Consider the following 18630-nt stretch of genomic DNA (forward strand, 5'->3'; position numbering starts at 1 on the left):
TCAGCCCCGCCAGTCGATGATCTGGTCGAGATCGGCCCGTTCGGTCCGGAACTGGTTGGCCGGGTGATCGGGATCGGCATAGCCGAAGGAAATCGCGCAGAGCACAAGCCGGTCTTCGGGAATGTCGAAATAACGGTGCAGTAAGGGGCTGTAGCCTGCCAGCGCGGCCTGCGCGATGGTCGCTACTCCGGCGGCCTGCGCGGCAAGGGTAAAGGCGGTGACGAAACCGCCGCTGTCGAGCGCGCCATAGGCCCCGAGTTCGACCGGAGAGGACACGATCGCACAATGGGGCGCATCGAAGAGATCGAAATTGCGCAGCATCTGCTGGCGTGAGCCTTCGCGGTCGCCCTTGGTCACGCCGACCGCATCGTAAAGCGCCCAGCCGCACGTGCGGCGTCGGTCCTGATAAACGCCGGAATAGCTGTCGGGGAAGGGCAGGTCACTGCTGTGCTTGGCCTGCATGACCTCTTGTTTCAGCGCCTCGCGAAACCGGTCTGTTTCATCGCCGCTGGTGATCGCGACCTGCCACGGCTGGGCGTTGCACCATGAGGGCACGCGGCGCGCGGTGGCGACGATCTGTTCGATTGTTTCGCGCGGCACCGGACCAGGCAGAAAGCCTCGGCAGGAGTAGCGGTTTGCCATCAGCGTATCGAGGGAACCGGGGTCGACTGTCATGATCTTTCCTTGCGTGCCTTAACTTTGGCGCAGCATGGAGTGACCCCGGGTCAAGGGCAAGGATCAACTGCCAGAGTAGCGATATGCCCCTTTTTCGACGGCTTTCTGATAGGCCGGGCGCGCGCGGATTTCCTTGAGATAGGCGGCGGTGGCGGGGCCGGGGCCGTTTTCCATGGCGCGGTCGGCGGCAGCTTCAACCGGGAAGCTCATCATGATGTCGGCGGCGGAAAAGTCGGGCCCGGCGAAGTACCCGTCGCGGCCCAGTTCCGATTCCCAAAAGGCGAGGTGATCGGCCAGTTGCGGGTCGACCATCTTGTCGAGCGCGGTGTCCGAGATCTTGCGTGCGACGGGGCGGATCAGGGCGGGGGCGCGTTTCGGCAGCATGGTAAACAGCAGCTTTTGCAGCAGGAGCGGCATCGCCGAGCCTTCGGCATAGTGCATCCAGTAGCGATAACGCTCAGCGTTTTCCGTGCCGGGGGCGGGTTTGAACGCGCCCGATGTATCGTAGCGGTCGATCAGGTAGCCGGTGATCGCGCCGCTTTCCGCATAGACCGCGTTGTCTTCTTCCAGCACGGGGGATTTGCCAAGAGGGTGGATGTTTTTCAGTTCACGCGGGGCGCGCATGTCGGGGCCGCGCTTGTATGTTTTGATGTCATAGTCGAGCCCGAGTTCCTCGAGCAGCCAGAGGATGCGGTGGGCGCGGGAATCTTCAAGATAGTGAACGCGGCGCATGGGGTGTCCTTTCTGGATCAGCCGGACTGGTTGGCAATATAGCCGAAGGCGGCGGCAAGGATCAGGCCAAAGATCACGGCTATGGCGATCTTGACGGCGGAATAGGGGCGTTCGCCCTGCACCCGGCCGGTCTGGCCGTTGACGACGAAACGGTAGGTCTCGCCCCGGTACTTGTAGGCGGCAAGCCAGACCGGCAGCAGGATATGTTTGAAAGTCACGTCCGACAGGGAGGTGTCGATACTGTGCACACGCTGCTGGTCGCCGCCGATGTCGAAACGCACATCGCGTTCGATCACGCGGTCCATGTATTGGCGTGCCTCGGTAAAGCCGCTTTCGAGTTCGACGGAGTAGGCCTCGGCCCTGAAACCGGCGAGGTATTGCGGCTGGTAGGTTTCGAGCCTCGACAGATCCCAGGGTTGCAGGGCGTCTGTGTAGGATTTCGGCAGCCCGGTGGAGGCAAGCACAAGAACATCGTCGAAAAACCGCGCGACCTGGCCCCGGGCGGGGTTCCAGCGGACCTTGGGCACCTGCCGCTGGACGCGCTTGCCATTCTGAACGACGGTCTGGGTGACGTAATAGACCGTGCCCCGTTCGCCCGTGTAGCTTGAGGCGGTATGGGCATCAAAAGTCCAGTAGGGGACATAGATGCCCTCCATCCGGCGGCCTTTGCGCGCGTATTGCTTGAGCCCGTTGGGCGCGAACCAGAGCCGCCCCAGCCAGTTGCCCATCGCGTCATGGGCGCTTTTCTCGTCATAGGCAAAGGGCAGCACGCCACGGGGCTTGATATGCCGGTTCGTGCCGGTGTCGGTGACGACGGGGCTAGCGCAGAACGGGCATTCGGTCGCGTGGGTGTCGGGGTCGAATTCTATGGTCGCGCCGCAATTGGTGCAGGAAACCGTGCGGGTTTCCTCCATCTCGGCCTGCGGGAGCTGTTTCGCGATGGCGGTGCGAAAGTCGAGTTCTTTCAGCGCGGTGCCGCCCCAAGGGCCTGCGCCGATGTCTTGGCTGTGGCCGCAATGGGCGCAGACTAGGGCATTGGCCGCCGGATCAAAGCGGAGATCGGCCCCGCATTGATCGCAGGGAAAGCGGTGTTCGGCCGAGGCGGCGGGGGCGGGCGCTTGGGTCATCTTGGTGTCTTGTCTTGGCGTGCGATCAGGCACCGGGCGGGGGCGGCGGCATCACCGTGAAGAGCCGCGCCAGTTCGGTCACGTCGCCGGCGCGGGACCAGCCGTCCTGACCTTCGGTCCAGACATAGGTTTCGCGTGTCAGTTTTCCTTGCGAGACCATGCGGCCCAGCGAGGCGCGCGAGAAGGGACCGGATGTTTCGCCGTTCTCGGCAAGGTGCCAGACCTTTTCGGGGCTGGGCGGCGGGGGCGGCGCGGCAGGGGCAGAGGGGGCCGCGCCCCAGGGGCCGCTGCGCCCCTGTTGCGCCATCTGGTTGGCCATCGCCATACCCATGCCCGCGCCCAGACCGGCGGCCATGCCACCCCCGGCGGGGTTGTTGGCGGCTGCGGTCATCGCCTCGGCGGCGGAATACTGGGTGAACTTGCCCAGATCGCCCGCCAGCCCCATCGACGTGCGCTTGTCGAGCGCGGCTTCGACCGCGGGCGGGAGCGAGATGTTCTCGATGTATAGCTCGGGGATCGCGAGGCCATAGGCGGCGACCGGCTCGGCAATGGCGGAGGCTACCAGCTTGCCCAGGTCGGCGGTATTCGCAGCCATATCCAGAACCGGGATACCGGAGCTGGCCAGCACGCGCGAGAATTCCTGCACGATGATGTTGCGGATCTGGAACGAGATCTCATCCATGGTGAATTCACCATCGGTGCCGACGATTTCCTGCAGGAAGCGCGCCGGGTCGGTCACGCGGACGGAATAGGTGCCATAGGCGCGCAGCCGCACCGGGCCGAATTCGGGGTCGCGGGCGATGATCGGGTTCTTGGTGCCCCATTTCAGATCGTTGAACCGGGTCGTGTTGACGAAATAGATCTCGGATTTGAAGGGCGACTGGAACCCGTGATCCCAGTGCTGGAGCGTCGTCATGATCGGCATGTTGTTGGTCTCGAGCATGTAGAGACCGGGGGTAAAGACATCGGCGAGCTGGCCTTCGTGGACAAAAACCGCCGCCTGACCTTCGCGCACCGTCAGCTTGGCGCCGTATTTGATTTCATGGCCGTGGCGTTCGAACCGCCAGACCATCGTGTCGCGGGTGTCATCGGTCCAGTGAATGACGTCGATGAACTGTCCGGAAAGAAAATCGAAAATACTCATGGCTCAAATCCTTTGTTGCGATCCTGCCGTAATTACAGTTCCTCGCCCATCAGCTCGGTCGCGATGGTGCGGATGATGGGGCGGGCTTCTTCCAGTGACATGCCGGGTTGCAGTCTTGGGTCGTAAAGCATCTTGAGCAGAAGCTCGTCGTGGCTGGTGAGCAGCGCGAATTCGTCATCGTCGTTAAAGATCGAGGGTCGCGCGTGCGGGCTGTCATTCGGCATGCCGAGGCCTTGGGCGATTTCCTCGTGAATGCAGCTGAGCCGGACGAGGTCGGGGTGTTCGGCGCGGATCAGCGCGACCGCATGGGCGTAATTGTAGGGCTGCGACCGGCCCGCCACGGAAACCACGAGACAGTAGAAAGACCGCGGCAGGTTGCCGAAAAGCTCAAGCTCGCTCTGGCTGATCGAGGGGATCAGGCTGCGCAGACGGTCCTGCACGAAAGTTCGATCGTCTTCCCCGGCGACGAAGACGTGGAAATTGGGGTTGGTCCGCGTGGTAAAGATGGAATGTCCGGTGATCCGGGCAAGGCGCTGGGCGTAATTGTCGATACCCGCCTGATCGATCTTGCGCTTGTCCTCGGGAACGCTGTCGCCGAATTCGACGCCAAGGCGCACTGGCACGGTCCAGCGGCTGAGGGCAACACTGGTGCCGTCACTGCGATAGTTGATACCGCCGGAGCGGCTGTATTCCTGATAAAAGACGATAGTCTCGAAATCCTCGATCAGGTCGTCGACGGTAAAGGGCGTGTCCGGTCCGCCGCCATCGGTGCGCAAAAGGCCTTGGGTCAGCAGATCGTTCTGCACCGCCACGTAATAGCGGGCGAGGTCGATGCTGCGCTGCGACGGCTCATAGGGTTTGGCCTGAACGGCGACACGTTCGGGCCGGGCCTGTGGCGGCAGGGAGGTGCGCGGGCCGCCCTGTTCGCACGCGGACAATGCCAAAGCCGCGCCCAGAATCAGCGCCAGTTGCAAACGACCGATCATATTGCTGTCCGTATCCCTGAACCCTTGGAACTCTTTCGACCCCGGCGCCGGGTGGCCCGGCATCGTTGACTTGTATCTCAGACCGGCACCGCGCCCGACGCGGTATCGCCCATGCCATCCTTGCGCGCGCGGGCGGCGGCCAGCGTTTCGCGCAGTTCGGCTTCCATCTTTTGCAGCTCTTCCTCGGCGGCGGCGCGGCGCGCCTTGCCTTCATCCGCGATCTGGAGGCTCTCCTGAATGGTGCCGATCAAGTCGGCATTGGCGGCCTTGACCGCCTCGATGTCAAACACGCCGCGTTCCATCTCGGTCCGGATCGCCTTGTTGCTGTCGCGCAGGTTCTTGGCGTTCGAGGTCAGCAGCTCGTTGGTGAGGTCATTGGCCTCGCGCACCGCGCCTGCCGCTTCGGCACTGCGCTGGATGGTGACCGCCTGCGCCAGCTGGGTTTCCCAGAGCGGCACGGTGTTGACCAGCGTCGAGTTGATCTTGGTCACCAGCGACTTGTCGTTTTCCTGCACAAGCCGGATCGAGGGCAGGGATTGCATCGTGACCTGTCGCGTCAGCTTGAGATCGTGAACCCGGCGCTCCAGATCGTCGCGCGCGGCGCGCATGTCGCGCAGCTCCTGCGCCTTCATCACCTGCGCATCCTCGGGCGCGGCATCGACCTCGGCAGCCTTGGCGGGGATCTTAGTGTCGTCGAGTTCCTTGAGCTTGGCCTCACCGGCCGCGATGTAAAGGGCCAGCTCGTCATAGAAATCGAGCGTTTTCTCATAGAGCATGTCGAGCGACTTGATGTCCTTGAGCAGCGTATGCTCATGACCCAGCAGCTGATCGGTGATCCGGTCGATCTGGCCCTGCACCTCTTCGAACTGGGCGGTGAACTTGGCAAAGGGCGCGGCGCGGCCCAGGAGCTTTTCCCACCAGCTGCGCTTGCGGCGCACGTCCAGCTCGTTCACCGAAAAACCGCGGATGGTGGTGACGATGTCGCGCAGGGAATCGCCGGCGGGACCGACATCCTTGTTGCGGACGTCCTGCAGCATCGCTTGACTGATTTCCTGAAGTTCCGCCTGCGCCCGCGACCCGAAGGAAACGATGGAATTGGTGTCGTCAATATCGATTTCGGCCATGCGGGTGCGGATCGCCTCGCTCATCGGGGCGTCGGCCTGTTCGAGGGGGGTGACCTCGGCGCGGGGCTCGGGAAGGGTCACGGCCGTCGCTTCCTTGACAAGCTCTTGGGAATCCTTGGCCTTTTGGCGCAGCATTTCAGACATGGGCAAGTTCCTTAACGGCAGTGGACACTCTGGCGGACCGGCTCATTCCGGGCGCACCCCTTCGCGCTGCAACCTGTCGCGCAGCACGTCGATTTCAACGGTAAGGTCGCTGCGCTCGTCGAGCAGCATCTTCTGGGTTCGGGCATCGAAGTTCTGTTCGAGATCATCGAGCAGCGAGAGATAATCGGCGCGCGCCTCGGTATCGGGATTGCGCGCGTAGATATCGGCGAACTTGACCGTCGCGTCGCGCGCGCCCATCAGGTAGACGGTCAGGTATTTCCGTGCGGCGGTAAGGTCACGCGGATCCTCCTCGACCGTGCGGAACAGGTCGCGGGCGGTGGCCTGAAACCGCGCCACGCGGTTTTCAAGCTGACGATCCTTGGTGCGGCGGATCGTTGAGGTCATGTCGACAAGATAGGCCTCGGCCTCGCCCACCGCGCGGGCAACCCGGTCGCGCTGGAAGGTGTCGATGCCTTCCATCCCCTTGTTCTTGAACGGATCTAGACCAAAGGCGCCGAGGTGTAATCCACCAGCCACCACACCATAAAGCACCGGCGCAAGAAATCCCGGCTCGTTCGACCATGCCGCCAGCGCAACGCCGACGCCGGTCAGAAGGCTTGCCGCCAGTTTGCGCGGGAATGCGGGCCGCCGGGCCACTTTGCGCGCGTTATAGGCGGCCTGCGCCCGCAACCCTTCGCGCAGCAGCCACGCCGCCAGAAGCAGCGCCGCAGCTCCGGCCGCCCCGGCTGTGAGCGCCAGCGCGCCCTTGCCGAGCGACAGGATCAGAAGAATGGCGGGCGGCACGAAGAGCAGGTTGACCCGAAAGGCCGCCGGTTCGACATCGGCATTCCTGAAGTCATCCGGATCCTTGCCAGGATCACCTTTTGGGCTGTACTTGCCGCCGAAACGCTGGGCCATGGGCTAGAGCCCTCCAAGCCAGCCGGTGCCAACCCCGAACAAAAGCAGGATCAACGCGACATAAGCCAGTTTGCTGAACGTCTTGCCGCCCATATCGGCCCTTTCAACGGCGCGCCCTGCGGTTCTAGTCAACGCCGACGTCAGCAGGACAACGGCAAAAATGAACACGGTGATCGCCGCAGCCACCATGAGGAGCCGCAACATGATAAGTCTCCCGAAATCTTTAGCTACAGATAAGCCATTCGAGGCGCGCATAAAAGGGGCGATCCACCCCTTGCGTTGAAGCCTGCCGAAGCGGGGACATCTCAAGCTTGTGGCAGGGCGGTTTCTCGGTCGCCGTTACTTGCGCCGCGGCCGGTCCGGTTTCCCGCCACCACGAGCCGGGGAAGGGCGTCCACCCGGTTTGCGCCCTGTGCCGGATGGTTTCTCGGGGGCCGCTTTCGGCAGGCCCGGTCGGCCGGGGCCGGGTTTGCCCGCGGTGCTGCGGCGACGGGCCGGGGTTTTCCGTTTGGCAGTGCCTTCCGGCACCTCTGCCTCCAGACCGAGCTGTTCGCGCATCACGCGCCGGCGTATCTCTTCGACCTCGCCCGCCTTGATTTGACCCAGCTGGAACGGTCCGTAGGAAATCCGGATCAGCCGGTTCACCGCGAAACCAAGGTCTTCCATTGCCCGGCGAATTTCGCGATTCTTGCCTTCGCGCAGTCCCACGGTCACCCAGGCGTTCGCGCCCTGCTGGCGATCAAGCGTCACCACCATCGGCAGGAATCGCTCTCCCTCAACGGTGAGCCCCTTGCGCAGCGGTTCGAAATCCTCGTCCTTGGGGCGGCCGTTGATGCGCACCCGATATCGGCGCAGCCAGCCGGTGCTCGGCAGTTCGAGCTGCCGCTTGATCCCGCCGTCATTGGTCAGCAACAGCAGCCCCTCGGAATTGAGGTCGAGCCTGCCGATGCTCATGACCCGCGGCAAGTCCTCGGGCAGAGCGTCGAAAATCGTCTGCCGCCCCTGTTCGTCGCGGTTGCTGGTCACTAGTCCCGGTGGCTTGTGATAGAGCCAGAGCCGGGCCGGTTCCGGCTCTTTCAGCGGTTGTCCGTCCACGAGAATGCGGTCAGAGGCGGTGACGTTCAGTGCCGGGCTGTCGATCTTCTTGCCGTTCACCTGTACCCGTCCGGCTTCGATCATCCGTTCAGCCTCGCGGCGAGAGGCGAGACCGGCACGGGCCAGAACCTTGGCGATCCGGTCGCCGGGGGGTGGGGCAGAGTTACTCATGCCCGAGCGTTAGACCATATCGTGCGCTTGCGAAAGACGCAGTTGCGGTCCAGTAAGGCATATGAGCTTCACATCGCATATGGATCAGGCCCTTGCCGAGGCCCGTGCCGCCAGTGAACGCGGCGAAGTGCCGGTCGGTGCGGTTTTGGTCTCGCCCGACGGTGCGGTGCTCAGCGCGGCTGGGAACCGAACGCGAGAGCTGAGCGATCCGACGGCCCATGCGGAAATCCTCGCGATTCGCGAGGCCTGCGCCGCCGCCGGGTCCGAGCGGCTGACGGGTCACCGTCTCTACGTGACACTTGAACCCTGCGCCATGTGCGCCGCCGCCATTGCCGCAGCCCGTATCGGACGGCTCTACTACGGCGCGGCGGATCCGAAATCCGGGGGCGTCGCGCATGGCGCTAAAGTCTTCACCCGCGCACAGACCCATCACATCCCCGAAATCTACGACGGTCTCGCCGCCGCCGACTCCGAAGAACTTCTCAAAACCTTTTTCGCGGCGCGCCGCACCGGTTGAGCCGCTCTGTTCTTCTTTGGGTTTCAAATATCCCGGGGGCGGGCAAAATCATCGATTTTGTCCGGCGGGGGCAGAGCCCCCGTCGAGACACCGGCGCGAAAGAACGACGCTGCTATATTTCGATGGCGGACATCACCTCTGGCTCGATCACATCGACCCCCGGCAGACCCGCGCGCAAGTCTTTCGCATCCTGCGCAAGAAGCGGGAAAGTGCGGTAATGCATCGGGATGACCGTTTTGAAATCAAAGTATTTCTTTGCGGACCAGGCGGCGGCTTTCATGTCCATGGTGAAATGCCCCCCGGCACTCAGGATGCCGATGTCGGGCTGGTAATATTCGCCGAACCACTCCATATCCGCCATGATATCCGTGTCGCCGCTGAAATAGATCACGCGGCCTTCTGCGCGAATCATGTAGCCGACCTCGGAACCGGCCGCCTTGGGGCCATCGTCGGAGGCTAAGGTGGAGGAATGGTCCGCGCGTACCATCGAAACGGAGATGCCGCCGACATCGACCGTCCCGCCCTTGTTGAAGCCCACGGTTTCGATCTTTTCGCTGTCGGCCCAGTAGGACATCAGGTCGAACTGTCCGACCATGGGGATGTCCATTTTCCGCGCAAGATCCACCACATCTGCCGCATGGTCGAAATGCGCATGCGTGAGCAGGATATGGGTCGCGCCCTTGGTGGCTGCTTCATGCTGATCCTCGGGGAGCATCGGATTGCCGTTGAGCCACGGGTCGATGAGGATGATGGTTTCATTGCTTTCAAGGCGGAAGCTGCCGTGTCCGAGCCAGGTGAGTTTCATGTATCGCTCCGTTGGGTTTCACTGCTTCTGTCGAGCCTAGTGTGGAAGCCGCGTTTTCCAAGCCCCGAGTTTTGCCGATGGTTCGGGAGGGGCTCTGCCCCGCCGCGCGCTGCGCGGCCCCCGGAGTACTTCCTGCAAGAGGAAAAACTGGTCTTCTGCGCGAAGGGCGTGGTCGGGAAAACCTTTGCAAAGAGGCGCGGACTTGCGAGCGGGGCACAGGAGGGGTAAATGCGCGGATGACGGAGAAAGAGGGTTCTGATGTCGATTGACGAAAATACCGCTGCCCGCGTGGCAAAGCTGGCCCGTATCAAGGTCGAGGATGAAGCGCTGCCGGCGCTGGCAAGCGATTTCAACCGGATTCTCGGGTTCATCGAGCAATTGAACGAGGTGGATGTGGAGGGCGTCGAGCCGATGACCTCGGTCACGCCTGTGCGGTTGAAGCGTCGCGACGATGTGGTGACGGACGGCAACCAGCAGCAAAAGGTTCTGGCCAATGCGCCGGATGCCCGCGAAGGCTTTTTTGCCGTGCCGAAGGTGGTGGAATAATGACTGATCTGAACACGCTGGGGCTGGCCGAGGCCCGTGACCTGCTGCGCAAGGGCGAGACCACCTCTGTCGAGCTGACCGAAGCCTGCCTGGGTGCGATCGACGCGGCGGAGGCGCTGAATGCTTTCGTACACAAGACACCGGAGATTGCGCTGGAGCGGGCCAAAGCGGCCGATGCACGTCTTGCGGATGGCGATGCGCCGGCCATGTGCGGTTTGCCAATCGGGATCAAGGATCTGTTCTGCACCGAGGGTGTGCCGAGCCAGGCGGCGAGCCGGATTCTCGAAGGGTTCAAACCGCAGTACGAATCCACCGTGAGCCAGAACCTGCGCGATGCCGGGGCGGTGATGCTGGGCAAGCTGAACATGGATGAATTCGCCATGGGCTCGAGCAACGAGACGTCGACCTATGGTAATGCGATCAACCCCTGGCGGCGCGGCAATGACGAAGCGGCCCTGACGCCTGGTGGATCCTCGGGTGGGTCTGCCTCGGCCGTGGCGGCAGACCTTTGCCTTGCCGCGACCGGCACCGATACGGGCGGGTCGATCCGCCAGCCGGCCGCCTTTACCGGCACGGTAGGGATCAAGCCGACCTACGGGCGCTGCTCGCGCTGGGGGATCATCGCATTCGCCTCCTCGCTGGATCAGGCCGGTCCGATGACCAAGTCGGTCCGCGATGCGGCGATCATGCTGGAAGCCATGTGTTCCACCGATCCCAAGGATTCCACCTCGATCGATCTGCCGGTGCCGAATTTCGAAGCGATGCTGACGGGGGATATCAAGGGCAAGAAGATCGGTATCCCGACCGAATACCGTATGGAAGGCATGCCGGAGGAGATCGAGACGCTCTGGTCCGATGGCACCGCCATGCTGCGCGATGCCGGGGCGGAGATTGTCGATATCTCTTTGCCGCATACGAAATACGCGCTGCCCGCATATTACGTGATCGCGCCTGCCGAGGCGTCGTCGAACCTTGCCCGGTATGACGGGGTGCGCTATGGCCATCGTGCCAAGCTGAGCCAGGGCGACGGGATCACCGAGATGTATGAGAAGACCCGCGCCGAAGGCTTTGGCGACGAGGTGCAGCGCCGGATCATGATCGGGACCTATGTGCTGTCGGCGGGTTTCTACGATGCGTATTACAATCGGGCTCGCCGGGTACGGACGCTGATCAAGCGCGATTTCGAACAGGTTTTCGCAGATGGGATCGATGCAATCCTGACACCTGCGACGCCGTCGGCGGCTTTTGGTCTGGGCGAGATGGCGGATGCCGATCCGGTACAGATGTACCTGAACGATATCTTCACCGTGACGGTAAACCTCGCCGGGCTGCCCGGCATCGCGGTGCCGACCGGGACTGATCGTCAGGGTCTGCCGCTTGGCTTGCAGCTCATCGGTCGCCCATGGGAAGAAGGCGAGCTGCTGAATACGGCCTATGCGCTGGAATCCGCGGCGGGCTTTGTGGCCAAACCGGCGAAATGGTGGTAGGCGGTTAGCCCTGTAAACAACGCCATGAGGCTGTAGTATGCGTGTATTCCCCATTGTTCTTACCCTTGCCGTCACCGGTTTTCTTGGCGCCTGCGCGCCGCAGATTCCCGACAGCGGCGGGACGGGTTTCGACAATTCGGAAGATGCGCAGCGGGCAAGGGATCTGGCGCTGACCGGCGCCGGTGGCGGGTTCGTGCCGCCGGTCGCGATTTCCGACGAGCCTCTGTCGGCGACGACGAACAATGGCTTTGAGCCGGTGCCGCCGGTTGCTACGGCCGGATCGTCGAGCAGCGCGAATTCCGCGGATATCGCGGCCGAAACGGCGGCGGCGCTTCAGGCGACCTCGCCGAATGCATCCGCCGCGCCTGTTGCCGGGGCGACGGCGCAGCCACCGGTCAGCACGCCCCAGATCGGTCTCGATAATCCGGGCATTTCGGACGAGAACGATTTTTCCGCGGTGTCCGCCGAGCGTACGATCCAGAGCGACGCGGCGCGGACACAGGCGCTGCGCGAGAATTATCAGGTGATCGAGCCGACGGCGCTGCCGAGCCGCAGCGGTTCGGCGGATCCGAATATCGTGAATTACGCGCTGCAGACCAGCCATCCCCGGGGGACCCGGCTTTATTCACGCAGCGGAATCAACCTTGCCGCGCGGGCGCAGCGGGCCTGCGCGGGGTTTGCCTCGCCCGATCAGGCGCAGATCGAATTCCTCGCCAGTGGCGGACCCGAGCGCGACCGCCGGGGGCTTGACCCGGATGGCGACGGGTATGCCTGTGCATGGAACCCGGCGCCGTTCCGAGCGGCGGTCCAGAACTGATTTCGCCGATCTGGCAGCCTTCGCCGAATTTCACGGCACGGCGTGACGGGCTGGTGCCGTCGCTGGTGGTGATCCATTACACCGCCATGAAGAGCGCCGAGGCGGCGCTTGAACGCCTCTGCGATCCCGAGGCCGAGGTTTCCGCGCATTACCTGATCGGCGGAGATGGTCAGCTTTGGCAGATGGTCGAGGAATCCCAGCGGGCATGGCATGCCGGGGCGGGGGAATGGGCCGGGCTGAGCGATATCAATTCGCGCTCTGTCGGGATCGAACTCGATAATCGCGGGACGCATCCTTTTGCCGAGCCGCAGATGACGGTGCTCGAAGAGCTTTTGGCCGGAATCATGGAACGATGGTCGATTAGCCCGGAGGGGGTGATCGGGCATTCCTGCATGGCGCCGGGGCGCAAATCCGATCCCGGGGCGAAGTTCGACTGGGCGCGGCTGGCGCGACAGGGATTGGCGCTGGGACCGCCCTGTGCAGCAGGCGAGACGTTCCACGATCTCGCGCGGGCGGCGGGGTTCACGGCGGAGGTCAGCGACGCAGACCTGCTTGAAGCCGTGCGCCTGCGGTTCCGCCCATGGGGGCAGGGAGCGCTCTGCGAGGCGGATCTGGACGCGTTGCGCGGGCCTTTGCCCGGCGGGCTTGGGGCTTGACCGGCGCGACGCTTGCTGCCACATGCGCCTTGCGCGGAGAGCCGGATGGCCGCGGGGCGGTACGCTCCGAGGAAAGTCCGGACTCCAAGAAGCAACGGTGCCGGGTAACGCCCGGGCGGGGCAACCCGACGGATAGCGCCACAGAGAACAGACGGCCCCGCAGGTCGGGGTCAGGGTGAAACGGTGGGGTAAGAGCCCACCGCGCCGCTGGCAACAGGGGCGGCATGGCAAGCCCCACCGGGAGCAATGCCAAATAGGACCCCCGCGCGGGCTGGTCCCCTTGGGGATACCGCCGCTAGGCTCGCTTTTGCCGAGAGGGGTCGGGTTGGCAGCTAAAGGTGCATGGCAACATGTACCGTAGATGAATGGTCATCGAAGGGGGCAACCCCGGAACAAAATCCGGCTTACAGGCTCTCCGCGCGTATTTCCCGAAAGCCGGGGAGGTTTCATTCAATCGAGCGGAATGTGCCGCATTCCTGCCCGCATTGGGCGGCTAAATTAACCAAAGCATTTGAGCCGAGGAATTGCCGGAAATGAGCAAGGGATATCTTATTGTCTTCGGGGCCCTCGCAGGGCTGGCGTTTATGGGAACGGACTACCTTGCCGAGCAAAAGAAGCACGGGGGCGATTACACGCCGGGTGCCTATCTGGGGAAATGGATGGCGGCCGCCGATCTCGACACCAGCGAGATTGCCGGAAAGATGGCCCATTTCAAGGAACGGATCCTGCCCGATGCGAAACAGGGCGCCCGTCAGCGGGCCAACCCCGCCGATCATCTGGGCGCCGCGCCCGAGGGCTGGGAAATGCTGGCGTGGAGCGAAGAGCTTGAGGCTCGGATGAAGCCGCCGCGCGAGATGCAGAAGTTCGAGAAGGAACTCCTTGACGATCCCAAGATCAAGGCGCTGGTCGGCGGGAATGAAGAGGCGCGTGCCAAGGAAAGACTCGAGTCCACGCGGATCTATGCACGCGGCGATGAGCTGATCTTTGTTTCGGCGCATTATGCGCAACCCGCCCGGATGAATCAGCGCTCCAATGCGGCAATGAAACTATTGGCGACGAACCTTCAGAACATGTCCTCGTACAGCGGCTTTGACGTGATCGGGGGCGTTACATTCCTGCGCCGGACATCCTTGTGGACGCAAGAAGAGGGCGGCGATCCCCAACGGGCGGTTTTCGAGGCGAAGATGGGTGATTCCATCACGCTGAAAGTCTTGGCCAAGGCGCAGGATGACTCGGTCCGCGCGGTGCTTGAGACCATCGATTACGACGCGCTGAACGCGATGCTGGATAAGCCGTTGGTCGGTGTCGGATCGGATGCCGTGCCGCTGAGCGCGGCGCAGGCGCAGTTCATCTCGGCGCAATATGCCGAGGCGCTGAAACGGGCCGCACCGGGCCAGCGCAAGGCGGCGCAGCTGGCGATGGACAAGGCGTTTCAGCCGAGCCAGCTTGAAAGATCGCTGATCGGTGGCAGCGGGGTGACCTCTCTGACCTCGCAGAGAGATGTCGCTGTGCAGCAGATGATCGATGAGCCGACCACATCGAAACGCCCGTCGCTGAGCCAGCGGCTGAACCAGAACTGCGGTGCGGGCACCTTTTGCAAGGTCAATCCCTAGACGTTTCGCCCCGCTCTGAGTTGCGATTTGCGACATGGATGGTCGCGCGGGAAAGCGACCGCATCCGCCTGTAAAACAGGCGGAATTGAAACGTATTCGCACCCAAATCTAAGAATTTCGATGGCTTTGGCCGGTGCATTAGATTGCACATGTCGCATTCCAGCCGTGACGTGTCGGGGGCGCTTCTACGCCCGATTCATTTGACGCTATTGAGGAGGCGAAATCGAACGGAGTCGCCTTCCATGAAAACCCAGGTCAAAGCCCTTGTCGTCGGCGGTGGTGCCGTCGGTACCTCGATCGCCTATCATCTTGCCCGAGCCGGCTGGTCGGATGTCATGCTGCTGGAACGGGACGAGCTGACGTCCGGTTCGACCTGGCACGCGGCAGGGCTTTTGCCGCTGTTCAACATGTCCTACGCGACGACGCATATCCACAAGTACTCGGTCGATTTCTACAAATCGCTCGAAGCGGAGACCGGTCTGAACGCGGGCTTTTCCGTGGTGGGCAACCTTCGCATGGCGCAGACGCAGGACCGCATGGACGAATACATGCTTTATGCCTCGACCGCCGAAACCGCCGGCGTCCCCTATGAATGGATGACCCCCGACCAGATCAAGGAGCGCTGGCCGCTGGTGCGCACCGAAGACCTGAAGGGCGCGATTTTCCACCCGACCGATGGCTATATCAACCCGGCGGACGTGACCATGGCGATGGCCAAGGGTGCGCGGCAGCGGGGCGTGTTGATCGAGCGCAAGTGGCAGGTCGACGGCTATGAATGGACCGGCAGCCACTGGAACGTGACCTGCACCAAGATGGTCGAAAAGGGCGGTAACCTTGTCACCTCGGACGAGCAGATCGTCATTCAGGCCGAGCACGTGGTCACCGCGACCGGCAACCATGCGCAGCGCACCGCCAAGCTGCTGGGCATCAAGATCCCGGCGATCCCGGTCGAGCACCAGTTCGTCGTGACCGAACCCGATCCGGCGCTGGTCGAATATCGCAAGACCCATGGCGAACACCCGGTTCTGCGTGATGCGGATGCCAAGTGGTACGTGCGCGAGGAACGCGGCGGCTGGATTCTTGGACCCTATGAGGAAGGCGCGCCCGCGCGATTCAAGTACGAAGTGCCCGAGACCTTCCGCGCCGATCTCTTCCCGCTCGATCTGGACCGGATCGAAGAGGAATACATGTCGATGATCCACCGGATTCCGACTTCGGAAACCGTGGGGCTCAAGGACGATTTCAACGGCCCGATCTGCTATACGCCCGATGGCAACCCGCTGGTCGGCCCGGCGCCGGGCCTGCGTAATATGTGGCTTGCCGAAGGGTTTTCGTTCGGGATCACGGCGGCGGGCGGCACCGGCTATTACCTTGCCCAGATAATGGTCGAGGGAGAGGCCGAGATCGACATGGCCTCGCTTGACCCCAAACGCTACGGGTCGTGGATGACAACCGAGTACGCGGTGCAGAAGAACGAGGAAAGCTATGCGCATGTCTTCATCCTGCACCACCCGGATGAAGAGCGCGAAGCGGCGCGTCCGTTGCGCACCGCCCCGGCCTACGACCGGCAAAAGGCGCTGGGCGCGCAGTTCGGCCATGTGAACGGATGGGAGCGCCCGAACTATTACGCGCCGGTCGGATTTGACGATCATGCCTCGCGCAGCTTCCGTCGTGGTGGCTGGTGGGAACATGCAGTGGAAGAGGCCAAGGCGATCCGCGAAGGCGTCGGCCTTGTCGATGCGACCGCCTTTACCAAGCATGTGGTCAAAGGACCGGGCGCGACTCAGTTCCTTGATTGGTTCACCTGCAATAAGTTGCCCAAGGTGGGGCGCATCAACCTGACCTATGCGCTGACCGATGCGGGCACGACCCGGACGGAATATACCATCGTGCGGATCGCCGAGGATGCCTATTACCTCGTCTCCGCCGGTGCCTGGACAGCCTACGATGCCGATTACCTGCGCAAATCCGCCGAGGATAAAGCAGGCGCGTTCGGCTATATCGAAATTCAGGACGTGACCACGCAATGGGGTGTCTTTGCCATCGCCGGGCCGAAATCCCGTGATGTGCTGAACGAGATCATCAAGGACGCCGATCCGGCGACTGCCTTGTCGAACAAGCGTTTCCCGTGGCTGTCCTGCCGCAATATCGAGCTGGGCATGTGCCCGGTCCGCGCGATCCGCGTGGCCTACACGGGCGAGCTTGGCTGGGAATTGCATCACCCGATCGAGATGCAAAACTATCTCTGGGATCAGCTGATGGCGGCCGGTGAAAAGCACGGGTTGAAACTTGTCGGTGCACGGGCGCAGAACTGGCTGCGGCAGGAAAAATCCTATCGTGCCTTCGGCAACGAACTTGGCCGCGACGCGACCCCGCTTGAGGCCGACCTGCCGCGCTTTGTGGATCTCTCCAAGGACTTCCGTGGCAAGGAAGCGATGCAGGCGCTGGGCATCCGGTCGAAATGCGTCACCCTTCTGATCGACGGACCCGAAGATGCCGATCCTTGGGGTCGCGAGGCGCTTTATGATGGCGACACCAAGGTTGGCCGCCTGACCTCGGGCGGGTATTCCGTGGCCTTCGGCAAGTCCATCGGCATGGGTTATGTAAAGCCCGATCTGGCCACTGTCGGCACCAAGCTGAAGGTCAAGATGTTCGATCAGCTCTGGGACGCGGAAATCGTCGAGGACAGCCCCTATGACCCGTCGAATGCCGTCATCCGCAAAGACGCCTAAGACCGCGTGAAAGCCTGGCCCCGGACGCTCTGCACAAGCCAGAAGCCGGGGCCAATGCTTGTTTGCGTCAGAAATCTTTTGCCAGTTTGCGATAAGCTGTCGGCGATAGGTTAACACCTTCATCCGTTTTGCCGCGCCTCGGCTATTCTTTTAATGAAAGCGCAACCGGTATTCGTAGCGCCTTTTGCCCCCGTTCATCCGGGTCGGAGGTGAGGGAGGCATACCCGATATGGCCATCGGGGCGATCTGCATAGGCCGGATCTGCGCTTCACGGTCATATGCCGAAACGGGGACGCGCGCAGCAATCGCCGTAATTCAAAGAGGTTACGGGAAACCGCCCTCCTGTTGTCACTTGTTGCCGAACGGCGCTGGCAAAATCGGGTCACGACGACGGTCACAAGCACGCCCGATTAGTTTCGCGATGCGACAAGACAAGGCCCGGCCATTTGCGCCGGGCCTTTTTCTTGGCAAACGACAGAGGCGGCCCATTTTTCATTTTCGGAAAAATCCGGACACTATGACGGGTCGCGACAGGAAAATTGGCAATCCGTTTGGTGCACAGTTTTGATGCGGTTTCAGAAACGGGACAGGTTGCTGCCCCGGTTTTGTCCGGGAACCGGCATAGCGCGTCCCAATTTCCGCCTTAGTTCGGTGTAGAGTGGTTAAATCAATTGCAGGCAGTCAGGAAAAGATCATCGTGAGCTTTCAAGCCAAAATCGCCGTCCCGGAGCTTGTCCCGCATCGCTTTACCGGAGGTATCGCGGAGGGGGCGAACCTGCGCACCCCCTGCGGTTTGCGTCGAATCGAAATCGTGCGTGCCGGTGACCTGATCGTGACGCGGAACGGGCTAAAGCCGGTTCAGATGGTCTGGAAACGCCGCGTTACGAAAGAACAGATGCTGGCGCAGCCTGCACTGGCGCCCGTTCGACTACGTCCGCGCGCGATCGGCCCGATGATGCCGCAGCGCGATCTGCTCGTGGCTCCCGATCACCGCCTGCTGATTCCCGGTTTCCGGCTGGGCGGTGTCGCCGATGACAAATCCGTCCTGACCGAGGCCCGCAAGATCGCCGGTTCAAGCGATGCGATCTTTGCCGACAGCTCGATGGAGAGCATCACCTACTACCAGCTCGTTTTCGAAGAACATCAGGTGCTCGCGGCAAATGGCTTGCCGGTCGAAAGCTTTCTGCCGGATGCCGCCGCGATTGCCGCGCTCGCCGGTGAAATCCGCGAAGAGCTGGATGAATGCTTCCCCGGGTTGCGTGCCGCGCCCGACAGCTTTCCGTCTGCAAGCTTCCCGATCATGACCGACGTGGACTACCTGCCGTTCTACGCCTGAGGCCT

At 62.6% G+C, this 18630-nt stretch carries 18 protein-coding genes and 1 other RNA gene; 9 read left to right on the forward strand and 10 right to left on the reverse strand.

Annotated elements, in window-relative coordinates; translation table 11 throughout:
- The 9 genes from MF268_RS11820 to MF268_RS11860 form a co-directional block, all read right to left on the reverse strand.
- Window positions 1-675 (reverse strand): nitroreductase, encoded by a 675-nt coding sequence (locus MF268_RS11820; RefSeq protein ID WP_238371061.1) that lies wholly within the window; start codon window positions 673-675, stop codon window positions 1-3.
- A 63-nt stretch (window positions 676-738) separates the two neighbouring features.
- Complete coding sequence (locus MF268_RS11825; RefSeq protein WP_238371062.1) at window positions 739-1407, reverse strand: glutathione S-transferase; 669 nt, start codon at window positions 1405-1407, stop codon at window positions 739-741.
- Window positions 1408-1424: 17 nt separating this feature from the next.
- The gene (locus tag MF268_RS11830) at window positions 1425-2534 is read right to left on the reverse strand and encodes a TFIIB-type zinc ribbon-containing protein (RefSeq protein ID WP_238371063.1); all 1110 of its coding nucleotides are present in this window, start codon (window positions 2532-2534) and stop codon (window positions 1425-1427) included.
- Between the two features lie 25 nt (window positions 2535-2559).
- Entirely contained in the window at window positions 2560-3678 is a 1119-nt protein-coding gene (locus tag MF268_RS11835) for an SPFH domain-containing protein (RefSeq protein ID WP_238371064.1), read from the reverse strand.
- Window positions 3679-3710: 32 nt separating this feature from the next.
- A complete protein-coding gene (locus MF268_RS11840; protein WP_238371065.1) occupies window positions 3711-4664 on the reverse strand; it encodes a DUF2927 domain-containing protein in 954 nt (317 codons plus the stop codon).
- A gap of 77 nt (window positions 4665-4741) precedes the next feature.
- Complete coding sequence (locus MF268_RS11845; RefSeq protein WP_238371066.1) at window positions 4742-5932, reverse strand: toxic anion resistance protein; 1191 nt, start codon at window positions 5930-5932, stop codon at window positions 4742-4744.
- 42 nt (window positions 5933-5974) lie between these two features.
- The gene (locus MF268_RS11850) at window positions 5975-6850 is read right to left on the reverse strand and encodes a 5-bromo-4-chloroindolyl phosphate hydrolysis family protein (protein WP_238371067.1); all 876 of its coding nucleotides are present in this window, start codon (window positions 6848-6850) and stop codon (window positions 5975-5977) included.
- A gap of 3 nt (window positions 6851-6853) precedes the next feature.
- The gene (locus MF268_RS11855; protein ID WP_088634007.1) at window positions 6854-7054 is read right to left on the reverse strand and encodes a hypothetical protein; all 201 of its coding nucleotides are present in this window, start codon (window positions 7052-7054) and stop codon (window positions 6854-6856) included.
- Between the two features lie 135 nt (window positions 7055-7189).
- Complete coding sequence (locus MF268_RS11860) at window positions 7190-8116, reverse strand: pseudouridine synthase (protein WP_238371068.1); 927 nt, start codon at window positions 8114-8116, stop codon at window positions 7190-7192.
- A 61-nt stretch (window positions 8117-8177) separates the two neighbouring features.
- On the opposite strand from MF268_RS11860, the gene MF268_RS11865 reads away from it, so the two are divergent.
- Window positions 8178-8633 carry a nucleoside deaminase gene (locus MF268_RS11865; protein WP_238371069.1) on the forward strand — a complete coding sequence of 152 codons (456 nt, stop codon included), beginning with the start codon at window positions 8178-8180 and terminating at the stop codon, window positions 8631-8633.
- 112 nt (window positions 8634-8745) lie between these two features.
- On the opposite strand, the gene MF268_RS11870 is transcribed toward MF268_RS11865, so the two are convergent.
- On the reverse strand, window positions 8746-9438 hold the full coding sequence (locus MF268_RS11870; RefSeq protein WP_238371070.1) for a metal-dependent hydrolase: 693 nt from the start codon (window positions 9436-9438) through the stop codon (window positions 8746-8748).
- Between the two features lie 258 nt (window positions 9439-9696).
- Here MF268_RS11870 and gatC point away from each other — a divergent pair, with 258 nt between their 5' ends.
- From gatC to MF268_RS11910, 8 genes are all read left to right on the forward strand, one after another.
- Complete coding sequence (gatC, locus tag MF268_RS11875; protein WP_238371071.1) at window positions 9697-9984, forward strand: Asp-tRNA(Asn)/Glu-tRNA(Gln) amidotransferase subunit GatC; 288 nt, start codon at window positions 9697-9699, stop codon at window positions 9982-9984.
- Window positions 9984-11471, forward strand: coding sequence for an Asp-tRNA(Asn)/Glu-tRNA(Gln) amidotransferase subunit GatA (gene gatA / locus MF268_RS11880; RefSeq protein WP_238371072.1), 1488 nt, complete (start codon window positions 9984-9986; stop codon window positions 11469-11471). The genes gatC and gatA overlap by 1 nt, the downstream gene beginning before the upstream one ends.
- A 37-nt stretch (window positions 11472-11508) precedes the next feature.
- Complete coding sequence (locus MF268_RS11885; RefSeq protein ID WP_238371073.1) at window positions 11509-12288, forward strand: hypothetical protein; 780 nt, start codon at window positions 11509-11511, stop codon at window positions 12286-12288.
- A complete protein-coding gene (locus MF268_RS11890) occupies window positions 12249-12944 on the forward strand; it encodes an N-acetylmuramoyl-L-alanine amidase (RefSeq protein WP_238371074.1) in 696 nt (231 codons plus the stop codon). The genes MF268_RS11885 and MF268_RS11890 overlap by 40 nt, the downstream gene beginning before the upstream one ends.
- A 33-nt stretch (window positions 12945-12977) precedes the next feature.
- Window positions 12978-13367, forward strand: an RNA gene (gene rnpB / locus MF268_RS11895) — RNase P RNA component class A.
- A gap of 110 nt (window positions 13368-13477) precedes the next feature.
- A complete protein-coding gene (locus MF268_RS11900) occupies window positions 13478-14557 on the forward strand; it encodes a hypothetical protein (protein WP_238371075.1) in 1080 nt (359 codons plus the stop codon).
- Window positions 14558-14799: 242 nt separating this feature from the next.
- A complete protein-coding gene (locus tag MF268_RS11905) occupies window positions 14800-17289 on the forward strand; it encodes a GcvT family protein (protein ID WP_238371076.1) in 2490 nt (829 codons plus the stop codon).
- Between the two features lie 697 nt (window positions 17290-17986).
- Window positions 17987-18625 carry a Hint domain-containing protein gene (locus tag MF268_RS11910; protein WP_238371077.1) on the forward strand — a complete coding sequence of 213 codons (639 nt, stop codon included), beginning with the start codon at window positions 17987-17989 and terminating at the stop codon, window positions 18623-18625.
- Window positions 18626-18630: the final 5 nt, after the last annotated feature.

The organism is Heliomarina baculiformis, from assembly GCF_019966545.1.
Classification (GTDB): domain Bacteria; phylum Pseudomonadota; class Alphaproteobacteria; order Rhodobacterales; family Rhodobacteraceae; genus Heliomarina; species Heliomarina baculiformis.